Here is a 14512-nt window from a genome sequence, read left to right on the forward strand (position 1 = left end):
GCACGATCAAATTCTGGATGGGCACGCAGCACTTCCTAATGCGAACGCTAAAACACGTGGCCACCGAAATGAGTTTGCATGTGCTGGCGTACAACATGAAGCGCATGATAAAAATTATCGGGATCGCACCATTAATGCAGGCGGTGCAGGGATGAGGTGGGCTTTTTAGGTCGAATCAGAGCTAATTTAAACGCGAATTAGGCCGTTTTATGAATCGCGCTCAAAAAAATGGGATGCTCAAAAGGACTATTTCCGATTAAACTGACGCGTCTTGAGCGGCTTTAAAAAGTCGTTTGAATGGAAAAATTAGGTCGCAGCGCGAATTCTTGTTTTTACACGGCCTCGGCACATAGCCGACGGATTTAATGGCATTCAATTTATTTGAAAGATAGAGGACCTAAATAGTATGCGGCTACACGTCTTATTGATTGCAGGAATTTGTACCTGCGCAAGCGCTCAAGAAACCCAAAAACTTGACATCGGCCATGCAGAAATTTCTGGCGTACTTAAGAATGGGTCAAGGGTTCAACCGGGAGATGATGTTCCAACTGTCCCAGGAAAAACGTATGCAGGATTGCGGCCAGAACGTCGATTGGATGTTAGCGCCATAACCTCTGGGATGGATTCTTCGCCATTGGCTGGCGCTATTAAACTTGGATACCTAGATAATATCCAGCTCATCATGGATGCGCGTCAAACGGCCGAGTACAAACGTCTTTATGGCAAACATGTGGTCGTCGATTGTAATATTGATTATATTGGACGATATTACACACCAGTATTCTGTGGCGTTGTGTCGATTGTTTTGAAGCCTTCAGAAACGTCCAGTAAATGACAGGCGACACTCGGCATTTTTCGGAAGCTCGACCAGGGCATGTACTTTACGAAACCTGGCGAAAAATGAAATGAATAAATGGCCTTTTCATTTAGTTTTCCTCACATTGTCCTTAGTCTTGATTATGGCGCACGCCGAGAAGGCGGACAGCCAGCAAGACTTGCACATTCGGGCGGAATCGCAAACCTACGACGGCAACAAAAAAGTGACTGTACACATCGGCAATGTGCACGTGACGAAAGGAACCTTGGTCATTGATGCGGCGCGTATGGAAGTTGTTCAGGACGCCAATGGCGGTAACGTAGGTACGCTGTTTAGTGGCCCAGAAAAATTGGTGCATTACCGCCAAAAGAGAGATGGTGGGCCTGACCTTTGGGTCGAAGGTGAGGCCGATAAGGCTGTTTATGACGATACTCTTGGACAAATCAAACTGTATAACAAGGCACATCTGATCCTACTCGACGGAAAAAATAAAACCCATGAAAGTTCGGGAATCTATATTTCCTACGATAGCCGAACAGATTTTATGTCAATGAATAACACCTTGGATGGTGTTAGCGTTCCCGGTGCTGGTTTTACCGATGTTGTAATTTATCCTTTGGTAAAAAAGGAAGCGGATTTAAAATCGCCGACATCCAAGTCAGGCGATTCTTCCGGAAATAAACCAGCTACCAAATCGCCACCAAATTCCACTGAGCTGCACTGATTTGCCTGTTATTGAATGTCATCTGTCGGAAACCATATCTGTCTCTTCAGGGCACAGTCCTGGCAATCACTGAAAAGCCTCAATGACGGCAATCTGATCTGACCCGCCAGAGAACAGAAAAATTGCTATTTTTAATTTTTTAAATTATTGTTTGACGGCTGTGAATGGCGGCAATGCGCGAGACAGAAGACAGTGCCGTATGCCGGCATCCGCTCGGTGTCGGCACTTTTCGGACGTTGGACGCCTTGAGCAGAAATTGGTTAATTAACTTTAAATTGGGTCCCCATGCGTAAATATACCGTGGCAATATTGGTGATTATTTCCCTGTTTTTCCGATGATCGCACAAGCAGAATACTGTTGGATGATTGGCTGTATTGGTAATGTGGGGTACGTATATATTCCAGCAAGCCAAATGATTGTTAAGGCAGACACAACGGAGATGGACTTTAACGGTGCTAAATATAAGTTAGATCAATCAAATAAACTCTTGAAAGAATTTGGTTTGCCTTCTGTCGGCACTACGGTTGAACTTAATATTAATGCGACACTCCTTGCAAAAGATGAAATTGACTCATCATCAGTGCTCCAGGAAATTAAGCAACCTTGGTTTAATTTGGATAAGGAGCAATTGAAAGTTCAGTTGCATAATTATGACTTTAGCGAGAATTTTTTAGGCGGGGGCCTGATGAGATCAGGAGCGCGTTTCAAGGTTTTAGGTTATGTAGGTGATTATTTCTATGGGCATTCGAGATTATTTGCTCTCGTTTACATTGAATCAGATTGAAGTGAAATTCGCCTGAATTCGGCACATACCGGCCACTGACCTTTACTACCAATTTGCAGTTATGAAATCGTTTTTTTGACCACCGTTAATTCAATAATATTGGAGTGAATTTTGAACTTTGAATTCAAGACTCAGGACGTTGACTGGACAGTTGTTGCATCAATTTTTCAACAAGTGGGATGGGGTAATCGCCAACCAGCGGAGATTCGTTCCGCATTCGAAAAAAGTAGCTATGTAATATTCGCATACGATGGCGCCGAATTAGTTGCGTTCGGAAGAACCATGGACGACGGCCAGTACTACGCGCTTTTGGTCGATATTGTTGTAAAACCTGACCGGCAACAATCGGGCCTAGGTCGAGAAATTGTGAATTATCTCAAGTCACAATTAGTGGGCTACAAATTCATTACATTAACTGCAGCACCAGGAAAAGAAGAGTTTTATTTAAAATTAGGGTGGCAACGGCAGGCGACGGCGCTCATCTGGCCAGTGTCAGAAGAGCAGCAAAGACTACATGTGACATCCTAGAATCAAGTAATTGCTATTTCAAATATTTTGAATTATTGTTTGCCAGCGATGAATTCCCGCAATGCGCAAGACAGCGGCCAGTCAAGAATTTCAGTATCGGACGGCTGGCGGCACAAACGAGCCAGTCGCCACGCAGGTCAAAATATAAAAGCGAAGTCTATGCAGCACTAGGATTTCGTATGGTTCGCAAGTCATTGATATTAGCTACATTCAAGGGTTAGAAATGAAAGAATTAGTTTGTGACGTAGTGATCGGTTTTTCTGGACTGCTAATATTTCTAAACTGGGGCGGTATGATCTCCGCTATTTATTCCAAAAAATGTTATTCATTTGCACCGCCCTTCATGGCAGGTTTAGCTTCGATGATTGCAATGCTTGTTCAACCGAATATGCAAATTCGTGCGCTCTCGTGGATTCCGTTAGTGCTAGATCCAAGTATTGCATTGGCGATGTCATGTATTGCATTTAATTACTTTCGAAGAAAGCACCAAAATAAGTAGGCCAATTAATTTTATAAACTGGCTGGCAAGATCCGCCGCACATTGCCGTCATTGCCGGTTCAATCGAATTTGAAGCTAATAAGACATAAATGGAACGTAAATTGATTGATGAAAATCGAGTTCTTCTGTGGAGAGTTTAGCTTCGTCCGAGGTTCGCTTTCAGGAAAATATTTCTGGACCGCATTGGAGCCTCTCGCCCGCCCACCGTTATATTTGATCGACAATTGAATTATGTCTAGACAGTTTCTACCGATACTATTCTATTTTGTAATTGCACCATCCATTTCTTCAATTACGGTTGGTAAAGAAGTTCCCTGTCACTACGAGGAGTCAAGAATAGTTGGCTATGAAATGACGACTGATTTTAGGAGACTTTCTTACATAACCGCCGACGGCCAAAGCGTGTTCTTGGCAGAAGCCGGGGATGGAGCTATCTTGGAGGGCGATTTTAGAGCCGCACGTGGAACCAAATCGGAGTATTTTGAACCATGGGCAGACGTTTCCGAAGTTCGATATTCTGATCCAAAACTCTCGAGAAAAAAACTACTGGATTTTAAGATAATCTACGTGCCATTGAACTACGCATTGAAGTCCGTTGATCTTGGTTTAAGCGACGACTGGAAAATATACAACTATGTGTACGACTACGATCAGCATAAGAAAACCTATGATGAAAAAGTGTGGCAATTCCTGGTGAAGAATACAATGACTGGAGCCACAAATACGATAATAGCGTCCGATGTTGAGAAGGTGTTGCTGGCACGATGTAATTTAAAGCACCCCTAATGGGATGTTCTAAAGAACGACTTAAAGTGTTGTGTGGCGGGTGTCAGACCTAAAGCTGCCTTTGACGGTACGTCGGCATCTGGGCACAATCGGCACTAAGCGGTCGAATTACGTTGAGTGCAATTTGACTTTTTAACTTTAATTTTAATTTTGAAAGAGCTTGATGAAAATATTTGGAACATTTTTCCTGTTATTTTTGATGAATTGGTCATATGCGGAGAATTCTATGGATGGATATTACCGCTCAATTCGATCCGCTGATTGTTTTGTGGATTCAACAAAGTCGGAAATTTGCCAAGTTGAACAAGGTCTAAACATTAAGCACCGAAGTAAGGATAGTTATTTCATATGGATTCATACTGAAGGAAATTACGGGCATATCTGCTCCTATAAAGAAATTGGAAAATTGTTAGGCTCAAGCCTTGTCGTTGATAAAGATAATTGTAGGGTAGTGATACAAGTTGATAATGATGTGGCAAAAATTCGCGTGACTGGTGAGAGTTGCGAAGCAAATTATTGTGGGGCAAACGTCGATCTCAACGTTGACGGATTAAAACGGAAATAGAAATGCAACTGTCTCAACCCGGCACAATCCCGCCCGTCGATTGCACTGCCCATTTGGCTCATTGTCGACGAATCTAATAACTCATGTATCCATACTGTATGCGTAAAATATTAATAGCATTGTTGATGATAATATGCTCCACGCTTTGTAACTTTTCATTGGCGGCGGCAAAAGAAGGCACCCTAATTAAAATTGGGGATATTAGTTTTGGTAATGGACTACCTGTTGGCCTTGCGAGCGACAAAATTGGGAATATTTATATTGCCGACTTTTTTAAAAATCAAATTCTAAAGATTAATAGGGACAAAACGACGGTTGTAATTGCAGGGGACGGAAAATTGGGTTACCGAGATGGTTCAGGAAAAATCGCCCGATTTAGTGGTCCAAGCGCAATTGCAATAGATGACGGTGGGAACGTGATCGTAGCGGATTCTGGAAATAATCTTATACGAAAAATTAGCAAAGACGGAATTGTCTCAACGGTTGCGGGGGAATTTGAATGGTACAAAGACCCCAGTGTTCAAGACAGGAATGGCGCTCGGGACGGAGCGGCAACAAAGGCTCGCTTCAATTACCCGCAAGGCGTTGCAGTGGACTCTCGTGGCAATATTTACGTATCAGATTCGCAAAGCCAACGTATCCGATTGATTTCCCCAAAAGGTATTGTTTCAACGTTGTCAGGAATAAGTACGTGGTATCGGATCGGTTATGTCGATGGAACTGCTAGTAACGCGGTGTTCTACTATCCCGAAGGCCTTGCTTTTGGATCAGACGGCTTTCTGTATGTCGCTGATAATAATGCTATAAGAAAAATAGCTCCCGATGGATCAGTTTCAACTCTAGCAGGAGGGCAGCGGGCCCGAATTGCAGCATCAAAGAATGAACCGTTTAAATACACAGGCGGCAACATCGATGGGGCACCCCAAATCGCAGAATTCGCAGCACCAGTTGCACTGGCTATTGACAATCAAGGGAATATTTATGTGGCCGACGAAAATAATAAGGCAATCCGCAAGGTTGCGCCGGATGGAAACACCACAACTTTACTGGATCTCTCAAAATACTATCCGGCAGATACCAATCCGCCGACTGCGAGATCCGGTGCTCCGATTGGAATAACTATGTTGCCTGACGGCTCGTTGGTAATATGTGTGCCGGGTGGAATATATAAATATAGTGTGAATTAACATTCAATATTTCTATGCGCGGAGTGCATTTCGAATGACCGGTGTGTAGAACCTCGACTGTCGCTTCAGGGCACAACAGAGTCAGTCGCCATCAAAAATTCAACGTCAACTAAATGGCGGCGGTTACACGCCATTTAGTTAAGCACGGTAGATACTGTCTTGACCGTCAAGCAAAATCAGCATTAATCGCCCTATTCCGCCAGTAACGCCGCACGATAAATCAATTCGCGTTCAATTCGAAGCGTTGATCAAGTCGATGAAATAGCCGCCTTCGTGCGTAAAATGTAAGCGTGCTGCCAGCACCGTTCTGAACATCGCGCGAATAATTTACGTTTATCTGAGGGGTGAAAGTACCTAAGTCAATATGTCATCGGTATGGATTTTATCCGGGACAAGGGTGTAACGCTGCCGTGCGTCGACAAGTGGTTGGATACGGCCTGCGCTGCCGTAAATGGTCTACGTGTCAGTGAATAGACCAGGTGCGAAACGCGCAACGCATTGAACTGATCATTGACCGTAATCAAATTACCAGCTGACAGCTTGTGCCAAGTTTTTTTTAATTATCAACAGTAATATTCGTAACGAGCGTGCCTAAATTAATGTCAAAAATGCTTGACGCTTTACATCGCATTACCCGATACTTCAGGCTTCCCTGAGAAAAAGGGGAAGCAGGTTTGAGAGCCTGCTCTACTACAACCCGCACGAACGGCGCGAGCCGTTTTTTACGTGCGTGTACTGTCGCGCCTCTTCATCGGGCGGCAGTAACAGGAGCCTTCGGGCTGCTGGTTTTGGTTGTAGTGCCAGTCTCTCAACCTGCTATTTGCCGCCCACCCGTGTAATAGCGGGTGGCGTTCAAACCGAACTGGAAGGAACACACCATGACCAGCATCGATCAGCAACACACACAACAACTTCGTCCACTTATCACCCACCTCGCCGTCGACACGATTGACACCTATACACAGGCGCGTGACATCGTCAGAGATTTTTCGGCTATTTTTGAAGTACTCGATCATCTTGCCCTGACAGATTTTTCCAATGAGCGCATTGCACCCATCTTATTCCGGGCAGGATTTTGTCACGCGACGGAACGGCTCAAATTCATTGACGAAAAAATTTCCGAGGCTTATAAGACGCTTGATGATCTGAAAACGGACAGCAGTCCCGCTTTCAAGACCAGTAGTGATGCCAATTAAAACCTAGTTTCACTTTTAGCTGGATTGATGCATCAAACAGATTGAATAAATGACTGTTTTATCAGGTTGATGCGTCACACCTCTTCGACTAATTAAATCATTCTTCACCATCTTCACGTGTCGGATAAACACCCAAATCCAACACCCATTCCGCCGCTTCCACCTCAAACCATTCCTTAAACATCTCTAACGTGCGGAACTTCCCAGGTATCGCGTGAGTAATTGATTGCCTCCAACATCTGCGCAAAAAAATGCGACCAGTGCTCTTTAATAAATTCATCGCTGTCCTGCAAACTACCTTCAAATGAGGCAATTCTGCACGATGCACAGGGCAGAATGAAAGGAGCTTGACAAACGAAACGTTCGCTCATATTATGCCTACCTACTAGTCGGCATATTAACTCTAAATCATGAAACTGAATTCAAATTTTTTACAGCGTGTCGTCGTCGAGGTTTCAGGCTTGAATTGGGTCGATTCGCCGGTAACCGGAATCCAACGCCAGTCAATTGAGCGTGACGGCGAAGAAGTTGCGCGTGCAACCTCGATCGTGCGCTATGCGCCGGGCTCTGCTTTTGAAAATCATAAGCACGAATTGGGCGAGGAGATTTTGCTCCTGGATGGCGTGTTCAGTGACGAATCCGGTAGCTTTGGGTCTGGGACTTATATCAAGAATCCACCTGGTTCTTCGCATACACCGAGCTCCACGACCGGCTGCACATTGTTCGTCAAGCTGCGCCATCTTGATCTGGCAGATAGTCATCGCACCGTGATCGACTCTCATAAAGCAACTTGGTTTCCCGGGCTCGTGCCTGGTCTTTCGGTGCTGCCTCTTTCAGAGTTTGGCGCCCAACACACGGCTTTGGTGCGCTGGGCGCCGGGAACACAATTCAATTCGCATCGGCACTATGGTGGTGAGGAAATCTATGTACTGGAAGGTGTTTTTGAAGATGAATTCGGACGCTACCCTGCCGGCACATGGATGCGTAGCCCACATTTAAGTGCCCACCGTCCCTTCAGCAACGAAGGCTGCACCATCTTGGTCAAGACAGGTCACTTGCCAGTGGCGGAACCCTCAGAGGCACTCGCATGAAACATTTCTCCGAAATTTCGCCGACTGCTGTGCGCGTGGTTGATGCTGCTGAAGGCTTGGTGCAGCAGCACGGTTACAACGGCTTCTCATACGATGATGTCGCTCAGTTGGTGGGTATTAAAAAACCTAGTATTCACCATCATTTTCCTAAAAAAGAGGAACTCGTGGCCGTGGTCGCACAGCGCTATACGCACCGTTTTCGTGAGGCGCTGCTGAGCATCGAAGGGCAGCATGCGAAAGCGCCTGACAGACTAATTGCGTATGCAGCACTTTTCGAACGCACCTTCGCCAAGGATCGACGCCTTTGTGTCTGCGGCATGTTGGGTGCCGAGTCGGACTCGCTGCCAGAAGCTGTTGCCAGCGAGGTCGAGCGATTCTTTAAAGTCAATCTCGAATGGTTGAAACTTGTCGTTGCCGACGGTCAGCGTGCGGCGTTGATCACCTCAAAATCTACCGCAGAGGTTCTCGCAGAGGCATTTTTGTGCGCGTTGGAAGGCGCGATGGTGGTGGGCCGTGGCATGCGGTCTTCCCGCGGCCCGACCGAAGTTGGCAATACTTTTCTTTTTAGCGTGCTGACCTGAGGTCGGCATTTTTTTGCAACACAAACCTACCTTTTAGTAGGTAGTTAAGGAGTTAATTATGAATACTCAGTTTAATGGTAAGAAGCTGTTGGTCGTAGGTGGTACCAGTGGGATGGGGCTACAAACTGCCCGCATGGTTCTTGAGCAAGGTGGAAGCGTCGTCATCGTTGGTCACCGCCAAGACAAAGCCGAAGAAGCACGCAAAGAGTTATCGTTGTTGGGTTCTGTTACCGCCCTGACTGCCGACCTTTCGCGGGCCGAAGACGTGAGGCGACTTTTGGACAACATCGATGAACACCACAAGGACATTGATCTTCTGGTCAACGCGGCTGGGGTATTCTTCCCAAAGGCGTTTCTTGACCACACGGAAAGTGATTACGAACAATATTTAACATTGAATAAAGCGTTCTTCTTCATCACACAAAAAGTCGTGGCCAACCTCGTGACCAGCGAGCGTTCCGGTGCCATCGTGAACATCGGATCAATGTGGGCCAAACAGGCAATCGCGGCGACGCCGTCATCCGCGTATTCGATGGCAAAAGCAGGTTTGCATTCGTTGACCCAGCATCTTGCAATGGAGCTAGCATCCAAGAAAATTAGGGTAAATGCCGTTGCTCCGGCGGTAGTCGAAACGCCGATCTACGAAGGATTCATACCCAAGGCCGAGGTTCATGGTGCCTTACAGGGATTTAATAGCTTCCACCCAATTGGCAGAGTTGGGACACCACAAGATATAGCCGAGGCCATTATCTTCCTATTGTCTGAAAAGGCTGCATGGGTAACTGGTGCAGTCTGGGACGTGGATGGTGGCGTTATGGCAGGCAGAAACTAAACTTGGAGAAAATATTATGCATTCGATGGATAATCTGGAAAAACTAAAAACTTTAGGTGAGCTCTCGCCAAAAACCACCAACGCATTCTGGGCCTTTGACAGGTTGGCGTTGGCAGACGGCGCAATTCCGAAGAAGTACAAGGAACTGATGGCAATCGCAGTCGCCCTAACTACCCAGTGTGTGTACTGCATTGAAGTACATCGAAAAGCAGCTTTGGAAGCTGGCGCTTCTCCCACGGAATTAGCTGAGGTAATTCATGTTGCTGCGGCTCTGCGTGCGGGCGCAGCGATAACCCATGGCACTCATCTTTTATCATCAGACTAACATTCGACCTAAAAAAAGTAGTTGGCGCGTTTGAGCGCCAACTACTTTTTTACAAGGTTGAAATGTTGACTGAGCCGAAGTTACGCCAGTTTTCACTAACAATGGGAACCACGAGGAAATTAATTTCGAGCCCTTGTCATGAATAAAATAATTTAAATACTGAATAATTCAAATTTTTAACGCACTAACGTTTTTTGAGGCAAAGTGGGCTGATAAAACTCTAGCTCAACTTACCGCACTGTAATCAAAAATTTGAATAGGGAGACTTTAAGTTTCGATTCAATCGGACATTGTATGTACGTTCAGATTTGAACTAATCCACATGAAGCGCCTATTGCGTAACAAGCGCTCCATGTCAGTTACGGACTTAATGCTTTTTAACCGCATCCTTGATTATTTCCTTTGCATCACCGAGGTTTTTTTCAGATTTTCCGTCAATCTGCTTTTCTAAGCCTTTGAGTTGCTGTGATTTACTGCCCGTAACTTTACCGGCATCTTCTTGAATTTTGCCAGCGATATCTTTGCTTACGCCTTTAACTTGATCTTTGTTCATGTTCTTCTCCAATTGATACTGCATTATGTTGAAACAACGGGGGATTACATCCAAAACGGGGGGCGGTCGTAATAAGCGTGTACGTCGCGATTCCACTGTTCATCAGCCATTGAGGGCCAATGATCTGCATCGAAACCAGGCGCTGCTTTTAATACGTCCTTAGGTACATCAAGGACATAATTATTGCCATCAAATTGATACTTGAATGAGCCAAACGGAATTGCGAACAACTTTTCGCCCATACCTAAAAAACCACCAAACGATACGACAGCGTATGCAACCCGGCCCGAACTTGGGTCAATAACTATTTCCTTGATATCGCCAAGGCTTTCGTTTTTAGGATCGACTACGTCAGTGCCGATAATGCTCGATGCTTTTATGGGCGAATTTAAAAAGCCGTGCAAATGATTCATTTTTCTCTCCGATTACTTGATCGATAAAATAGGAAATCAATAGCGCTAGTATTCAACAGTAGATCTACCTTCTTAAACCGCCTGCACGCCACTTTCCAGAGTTAAGAATAGAGAAAAATTGGCGGCAACACCGTTCGGAAACACACATAAAAAATTGTACGACTCAAATTAGTTGTGTAACCGCTGCGCTGCTAATTCTAAATAGCTCTCCGTATCGATCTTGTTGATGTTCTTCATTTACTTCATGCCACCATTTTAGCGAGCGCCTTTATGGTCCTTTTGTCCATCATTCTTATGCCTGCCAACCACCTCGTTCTGTTCCTCTTTTTGCTTCTGTTTTTTTGCATCTGGTAACGGCGATGGGAAAGTTTTCCCTGGGTTTTTATGCTGATTGTCAGTTTGCTGAGTCATATCCGCTTCCTGGTAAATTTTGTCCCCGTTGAACTATTCGCAGGTGAACCTGTATCAAAATACGCGCTCCTAAAAACAAATACTGTGCGCAGCCGTACACACTTCAAAGAGAATAAATCTGCATGTGCAATGCATAAGTTTTTCTGCTTTGTTTACGATTGCAGCAGAACCGTCGTAGCTGGTGTGTTTCCACATCAGGAAACACGATTCGGCTACTTTCAATGCACGCTAGTTTTTTATGTTGGATTTAGATACCGCAGGGTTCTTTTCGATTGCGCACATAAAAAACTTCACTCAAAAATTTCATGAATGAAGTCATCGAAAAATTCGTTTAACTTAAATTTCGATAATCACTTTAAGTGCGTGCGTATCAGCCGCGTGCTCGAAAGTTTCATATGCCTCAAGTACATCGTTTAGTTTGAAGCGATGGGTGATCAATGATTTAGCGTCGAGTTTTTTTGACTGTAAAACGTTGAGCAACATTGGCGTGCTGATCGTGTCGACTAAACGCGTTGTGATTGTCAGATTGCGATCCCAAAGAGTTTCCAGATGAAGGTCTACTTTGGTGCCGTGGACGCCAATATTGGCAATTGTGCCGCCCGGGGCGATAATTTTTTCACACATTTCAAACGTAGCTGGAATTCCCACAGCTTCGATTGCGGTATCGACACCACGCCCACCGGTCAATTTCATAATAGTTTCAACCGCTTGACCGTCCTTACTATTAATAATCGACGTAGCGCCAAAGCGTTTCGCTACTTCAAGACGATTGTCATCCAAATCAATCATGATGATTTCAGCAGGGGAATAAAACTGAGCAGTCAACAGAGCCGCAAGTCCAATCGGCCCAGATCCGACTATTGCGACTGTATTCCCTGGTTGAACCTTGCCATTAAGCACACCACATTCAAAGCCCGTGGGCAGAATGTCACTTAGCATCACTAAGGCTTCTTCATCTGCGCCAGCAGGAATAGGATAAAGACTTGTATCAGCATAAGGAATACGAACAAATTCTGCCTGTGTGCCGTCTATGCTGTTACCGAGAATCCAACCGCCGGTAACACAATGAGAATACATTTGTTTGCGACAATAACTACATTTTCCACAAGCGCTGATACAGGAAATTAATACATGGTCTCCGGGTTTGAATGCCGTAACGGCTGCCCCGATCTGTTCGACGATGCCGACACCTTCATGCCCAAGTATTCGACCGGGTTGGCAGGTTGGGACATCACCTTTGAGGATATGTAAATCGGTGCCGCAAATCGTCGTTCTGGTAACGCTGACAATTGCATCCGTAGGCGCTAAGATTTCCGGTTTCGGGCAATCATCGAGAGATTTCTCGCCCTTACCATGATATACGAGAGCTTTCATCGCTTAAATTCCTATAGATGTGTATCGCGACCAGGCCGCGCTAATGATTGACAATTCGAGAGCACAAAATAATTTTTGATTAGATCAAATTGTTATCGCCATGCAATGTTAATGTTATCTACTACCTTATGTACTCCAGGGGTACCCCATGCAGCGTGGCAGGCCAACTTACGTTCAGACCAGTTATCAACTGTTCCGGACAGCGTAACGTTATTGTCATGGACATTGACTGAAACATTATTTGAGTTGTCTCTCGCATGCCGTTTTAATGCTGCTTCAATATTTGATTTGACGATATTCGATGAAACAACAGGTCGAATGTGAATATGATCACTCACTCCCTTGACGCCTAAAAGGTAACGAATTCCTGTTGCCAATGCCTGCTTCTGATATCGCCAATCCACTTCACCAGTTAAGGTAATCCAACCGTCTTCGACCATAACCTTAACGTGATCTTTCGGTAAAAAAGTGTTCCATTCCAAGACGTTCTCAACTGAGCGTGCTATGTCGGCATCATTCCGATGACTCGAACCAGGTAGAGAGATATCAATTTCAATTGCTAATGCCTTTACGCCAAAAACACGCTGTGCGGCACGTTCAGCATGCCATTTGTCTGCGAAGCTATGTACATGACCGGTTAATGTCACTATCCCGTCTTGCACCTCTACACCAATCTGTGTAGCGTTAACAGATTGCTCCCATTTAAGCTCTTCTATTACGTCCTGCTGTATTTGTGCATCGGTTTTCATGATGTTCTCTCTATGCATTTGAGCGGTTAAGCGTACACGGGATCCATGACCTAATTTCAGCCTTTCGTCATAGTGATCTTCGAGAAAACCATCCTAGCCATAACCTTTGCACCGCTATTTGATATGTATCAAAAATTTCAACTAATAAAGCGGGATCAAACCATATTGTGGCGCAGTGTTGCCATCACTTTTTTTATTCTGGATTTATTGCTACTGTCTTGGATTGTGGTGGGATAAATTCGCTAAAAATAAAACGCCACATTAAAAATCGACCAGCATGATCGCATCTCTCGATGCTGGTCGATAGCGTAATACTGGCGATGGAGTCCCAGCAACCTTGGTCAGGTCATTGCTGCGGTACGATCACAACAGTGCCATTGCTGTTTGTTCCTTTGGCTCCTGTGTTGCCTGTAGCACCTCTATTACCCTGATTACCTGTGGCGCCAGTATCGCCGGTTGCTCCGGTGTACCCGGTAGCACCTGTGTTACCCGTATTGCCCGTGGCTCCAGTGTCGCCAGTTGCTCCGGTGTAACCGGTGGCGCCTGTGTTACCAGTATTACCTGTATTGCCAGTATTACCGACGCGACCAGTTGCGCCTGTATTCCCGGTGTCACCGGTCGAACCTTGTGGGCCAGCGGGGCCGGCGGCACCGGTAGCGCCAGTAGGAAGCGTGACGCACCCACCCAACGCAAGCGATATCACTAACAGGGAAAGCAAAGCTGAATGTTTCATGATTGTTCCTTAATTTGATTAACGAAAACTGCGCACGTTATTGTGTGCAGCCATACAGACCTGATCCCTTCATTTCCAGCATTGATTAATGTTGGTGAACCGGCCATCGTTACTGAAGGATCACGTTTCAATGTGATCCGAACGCATCGCATTGAGATGACATCTACTGATACGTTACGATTGCAGTGATCTTAAGCAGATCGCACAAGACAGTCCGTTCGCTAGCGCGCATAAGGCATGGCGCGTTTCATCCATCATCCGATTAGTGCGTTAGCACACAGACGACGCTTGATTTTATAAGTACCCTGCAAAGACAGCCATGAACAAATGATCGCGACTTCATACCATAGCAATGACAGAGGG

General features: G+C 45.3%; 19 protein-coding genes and 1 pseudogene. 14 read left to right on the forward strand and 6 right to left on the reverse strand.

Annotation, left to right across the window (positions count from 1 at the left end):
* From S2091_RS24535 to S2091_RS17470, 14 genes and pseudogenes are all read left to right on the forward strand, one after another.
* Positions 1-155 (forward strand): annotated as a pseudogene (locus S2091_RS24535) (IS5/IS1182 family transposase); the annotation flags it as partial.
* 251 nt (positions 156-406) lie between these two features.
* A complete protein-coding gene (locus S2091_RS17405; protein ID WP_105533231.1) occupies positions 407-835 on the forward strand; it encodes a hypothetical protein in 429 nt (142 codons plus the stop codon).
* A 70-nt stretch (positions 836-905) separates the two neighbouring features.
* Positions 906-1541 carry a lipopolysaccharide transport periplasmic protein LptA gene (lptA, locus tag S2091_RS17410; RefSeq protein WP_105533232.1) on the forward strand — a complete coding sequence of 212 codons (636 nt, stop codon included), beginning with the start codon at positions 906-908 and terminating at the stop codon, positions 1539-1541.
* Positions 1542-1876: 335 nt separating this feature from the next.
* Positions 1877-2326 carry a hypothetical protein gene (locus S2091_RS17415; RefSeq protein WP_105533233.1) on the forward strand — a complete coding sequence of 150 codons (450 nt, stop codon included), beginning with the start codon at positions 1877-1879 and terminating at the stop codon, positions 2324-2326.
* Between the two features lie 111 nt (positions 2327-2437).
* Complete coding sequence (locus tag S2091_RS17420; RefSeq protein ID WP_207769741.1) at positions 2438-2854, forward strand: GNAT family N-acetyltransferase; 417 nt, start codon at positions 2438-2440, stop codon at positions 2852-2854.
* Between the two features lie 223 nt (positions 2855-3077).
* Positions 3078-3353 carry a hypothetical protein gene (locus S2091_RS17425; RefSeq protein ID WP_105533235.1) on the forward strand — a complete coding sequence of 92 codons (276 nt, stop codon included), beginning with the start codon at positions 3078-3080 and terminating at the stop codon, positions 3351-3353.
* Between the two features lie 231 nt (positions 3354-3584).
* Positions 3585-4139 carry a hypothetical protein gene (locus S2091_RS17430; RefSeq protein WP_133166935.1) on the forward strand — a complete coding sequence of 185 codons (555 nt, stop codon included), beginning with the start codon at positions 3585-3587 and terminating at the stop codon, positions 4137-4139.
* Positions 4140-4302: 163 nt separating this feature from the next.
* Positions 4303-4704, forward strand: a complete 402-nt coding sequence (locus S2091_RS17435) for a hypothetical protein (protein ID WP_133166936.1) — start codon at positions 4303-4305, stop codon at positions 4702-4704.
* A 98-nt stretch (positions 4705-4802) separates the two neighbouring features.
* Positions 4803-5891, forward strand: coding sequence for an NHL domain-containing protein (locus tag S2091_RS17440; RefSeq protein WP_165795020.1), 1089 nt, complete (start codon positions 4803-4805; stop codon positions 5889-5891).
* Between the two features lie 878 nt (positions 5892-6769).
* Complete coding sequence (locus S2091_RS17445; RefSeq protein WP_105533239.1) at positions 6770-7087, forward strand: hypothetical protein; 318 nt, start codon at positions 6770-6772, stop codon at positions 7085-7087.
* Positions 7088-7497: 410 nt separating this feature from the next.
* Positions 7498-8178, forward strand: a complete 681-nt coding sequence (locus tag S2091_RS17455; protein WP_105533241.1) for a cupin domain-containing protein — start codon at positions 7498-7500, stop codon at positions 8176-8178.
* Complete coding sequence (locus S2091_RS17460) at positions 8175-8759, forward strand: TetR/AcrR family transcriptional regulator (protein ID WP_105533242.1); 585 nt, start codon at positions 8175-8177, stop codon at positions 8757-8759. Before S2091_RS17455 ends, S2091_RS17460 begins: the two co-directional genes overlap by 4 nt.
* A 58-nt stretch (positions 8760-8817) precedes the next feature.
* Positions 8818-9591: an SDR family NAD(P)-dependent oxidoreductase gene (locus S2091_RS17465; protein ID WP_105533243.1), complete on the forward strand. Its 774-nt coding sequence runs from the start codon at positions 8818-8820 to the stop codon at positions 9589-9591.
* Between the two features lie 16 nt (positions 9592-9607).
* Positions 9608-9916, forward strand: a complete 309-nt coding sequence (locus S2091_RS17470; protein WP_105533244.1) for a carboxymuconolactone decarboxylase family protein — start codon at positions 9608-9610, stop codon at positions 9914-9916.
* Between the two features lie 367 nt (positions 9917-10283).
* Here the strand turns inward: S2091_RS17470 and S2091_RS17475 are convergent, their stop codons facing one another.
* From S2091_RS17475 to S2091_RS17495, 6 genes are all read right to left on the reverse strand, one after another.
* Positions 10284-10469, reverse strand: coding sequence for a CsbD family protein (locus S2091_RS17475; RefSeq protein ID WP_105533245.1), 186 nt, complete (start codon positions 10467-10469; stop codon positions 10284-10286).
* Positions 10470-10513: 44 nt separating this feature from the next.
* A complete protein-coding gene (locus S2091_RS17480; protein WP_105533246.1) occupies positions 10514-10882 on the reverse strand; it encodes a PRC-barrel domain-containing protein in 369 nt (122 codons plus the stop codon).
* Between the two features lie 255 nt (positions 10883-11137).
* Positions 11138-11293 carry a hypothetical protein gene (locus tag S2091_RS24085; RefSeq protein WP_165795021.1) on the reverse strand — a complete coding sequence of 52 codons (156 nt, stop codon included), beginning with the start codon at positions 11291-11293 and terminating at the stop codon, positions 11138-11140.
* A 336-nt stretch (positions 11294-11629) separates the two neighbouring features.
* A complete protein-coding gene (locus tag S2091_RS17485; RefSeq protein WP_105533247.1) occupies positions 11630-12667 on the reverse strand; it encodes a zinc-dependent alcohol dehydrogenase family protein in 1038 nt (345 codons plus the stop codon).
* 92 nt (positions 12668-12759) lie between these two features.
* Complete coding sequence (locus S2091_RS17490) at positions 12760-13434, reverse strand: BON domain-containing protein (protein ID WP_243405474.1); 675 nt, start codon at positions 13432-13434, stop codon at positions 12760-12762.
* Positions 13435-13762: 328 nt separating this feature from the next.
* The gene (locus S2091_RS17495) at positions 13763-14149 is read right to left on the reverse strand and encodes a collagen-like protein (RefSeq protein ID WP_105533249.1); all 387 of its coding nucleotides are present in this window, start codon (positions 14147-14149) and stop codon (positions 13763-13765) included.
* Positions 14150-14512 lie beyond the last annotated feature (363 nt).

The sequence above is a fragment of the Solimicrobium silvestre genome (genome assembly GCF_002976435.1).
Classification (GTDB): domain Bacteria; phylum Pseudomonadota; class Gammaproteobacteria; order Burkholderiales; family Burkholderiaceae_D; genus Solimicrobium; species Solimicrobium silvestre.

Excerpts from the sequence above, each read along its gene's own strand:
- S2091_RS17480 (WP_105533246.1), bottom strand. The coding sequence starts at position 10,882 with ATGAATCATTTGCACGGCTTTTTAAATTCGCCCATAAAAGCATCGAGC.
- S2091_RS17465 (WP_105533243.1), top strand. The coding sequence starts at position 8,818 with ATGAATACTCAGTTTAATGGTAAGAAGCTGTTGGTCGTAGGTGGTACC.
- S2091_RS17430 (WP_133166935.1), top strand. The coding sequence starts at position 3,585 with ATGTCTAGACAGTTTCTACCGATACTATTCTATTTTGTAATTGCACCA.
- lptA (WP_105533232.1), top strand. The coding sequence starts at position 906 with ATGAATAAATGGCCTTTTCATTTAGTTTTCCTCACATTGTCCTTAGTC.
- S2091_RS17440 (WP_165795020.1), top strand. The coding sequence starts at position 4,803 with ATGCGTAAAATATTAATAGCATTGTTGATGATAATATGCTCCACGCTT.
- S2091_RS17445 (WP_105533239.1), top strand. The coding sequence starts at position 6,770 with ATGACCAGCATCGATCAGCAACACACACAACAACTTCGTCCACTTATC.
- S2091_RS17405 (WP_105533231.1), top strand. The coding sequence starts at position 407 with ATGCGGCTACACGTCTTATTGATTGCAGGAATTTGTACCTGCGCAAGC.
- S2091_RS17460 (WP_105533242.1), top strand. The coding sequence starts at position 8,175 with ATGAAACATTTCTCCGAAATTTCGCCGACTGCTGTGCGCGTGGTTGAT.
- S2091_RS17490 (WP_243405474.1), bottom strand. The coding sequence starts at position 13,434 with ATGCATAGAGAGAACATCATGAAAACCGATGCACAAATACAGCAGGAC.
- S2091_RS24085 (WP_165795021.1), bottom strand. The coding sequence starts at position 11,293 with ATGACTCAGCAAACTGACAATCAGCATAAAAACCCAGGGAAAACTTTC.
- S2091_RS17425 (WP_105533235.1), top strand. The coding sequence starts at position 3,078 with ATGAAAGAATTAGTTTGTGACGTAGTGATCGGTTTTTCTGGACTGCTA.
- S2091_RS17475 (WP_105533245.1), bottom strand. The coding sequence starts at position 10,469 with ATGAACAAAGATCAAGTTAAAGGCGTAAGCAAAGATATCGCTGGCAAA.
- S2091_RS17455 (WP_105533241.1), top strand. The coding sequence starts at position 7,498 with ATGAAACTGAATTCAAATTTTTTACAGCGTGTCGTCGTCGAGGTTTCA.
- S2091_RS17415 (WP_105533233.1), top strand. The coding sequence starts at position 1,877 with ATGATCGCACAAGCAGAATACTGTTGGATGATTGGCTGTATTGGTAAT.
- S2091_RS17435 (WP_133166936.1), top strand. The coding sequence starts at position 4,303 with ATGAAAATATTTGGAACATTTTTCCTGTTATTTTTGATGAATTGGTCA.
- S2091_RS17495 (WP_105533249.1), bottom strand. The coding sequence starts at position 14,149 with ATGAAACATTCAGCTTTGCTTTCCCTGTTAGTGATATCGCTTGCGTTG.
- S2091_RS17485 (WP_105533247.1), bottom strand. The coding sequence starts at position 12,667 with ATGAAAGCTCTCGTATATCATGGTAAGGGCGAGAAATCTCTCGATGAT.
- S2091_RS17470 (WP_105533244.1), top strand. The coding sequence starts at position 9,608 with ATGCATTCGATGGATAATCTGGAAAAACTAAAAACTTTAGGTGAGCTC.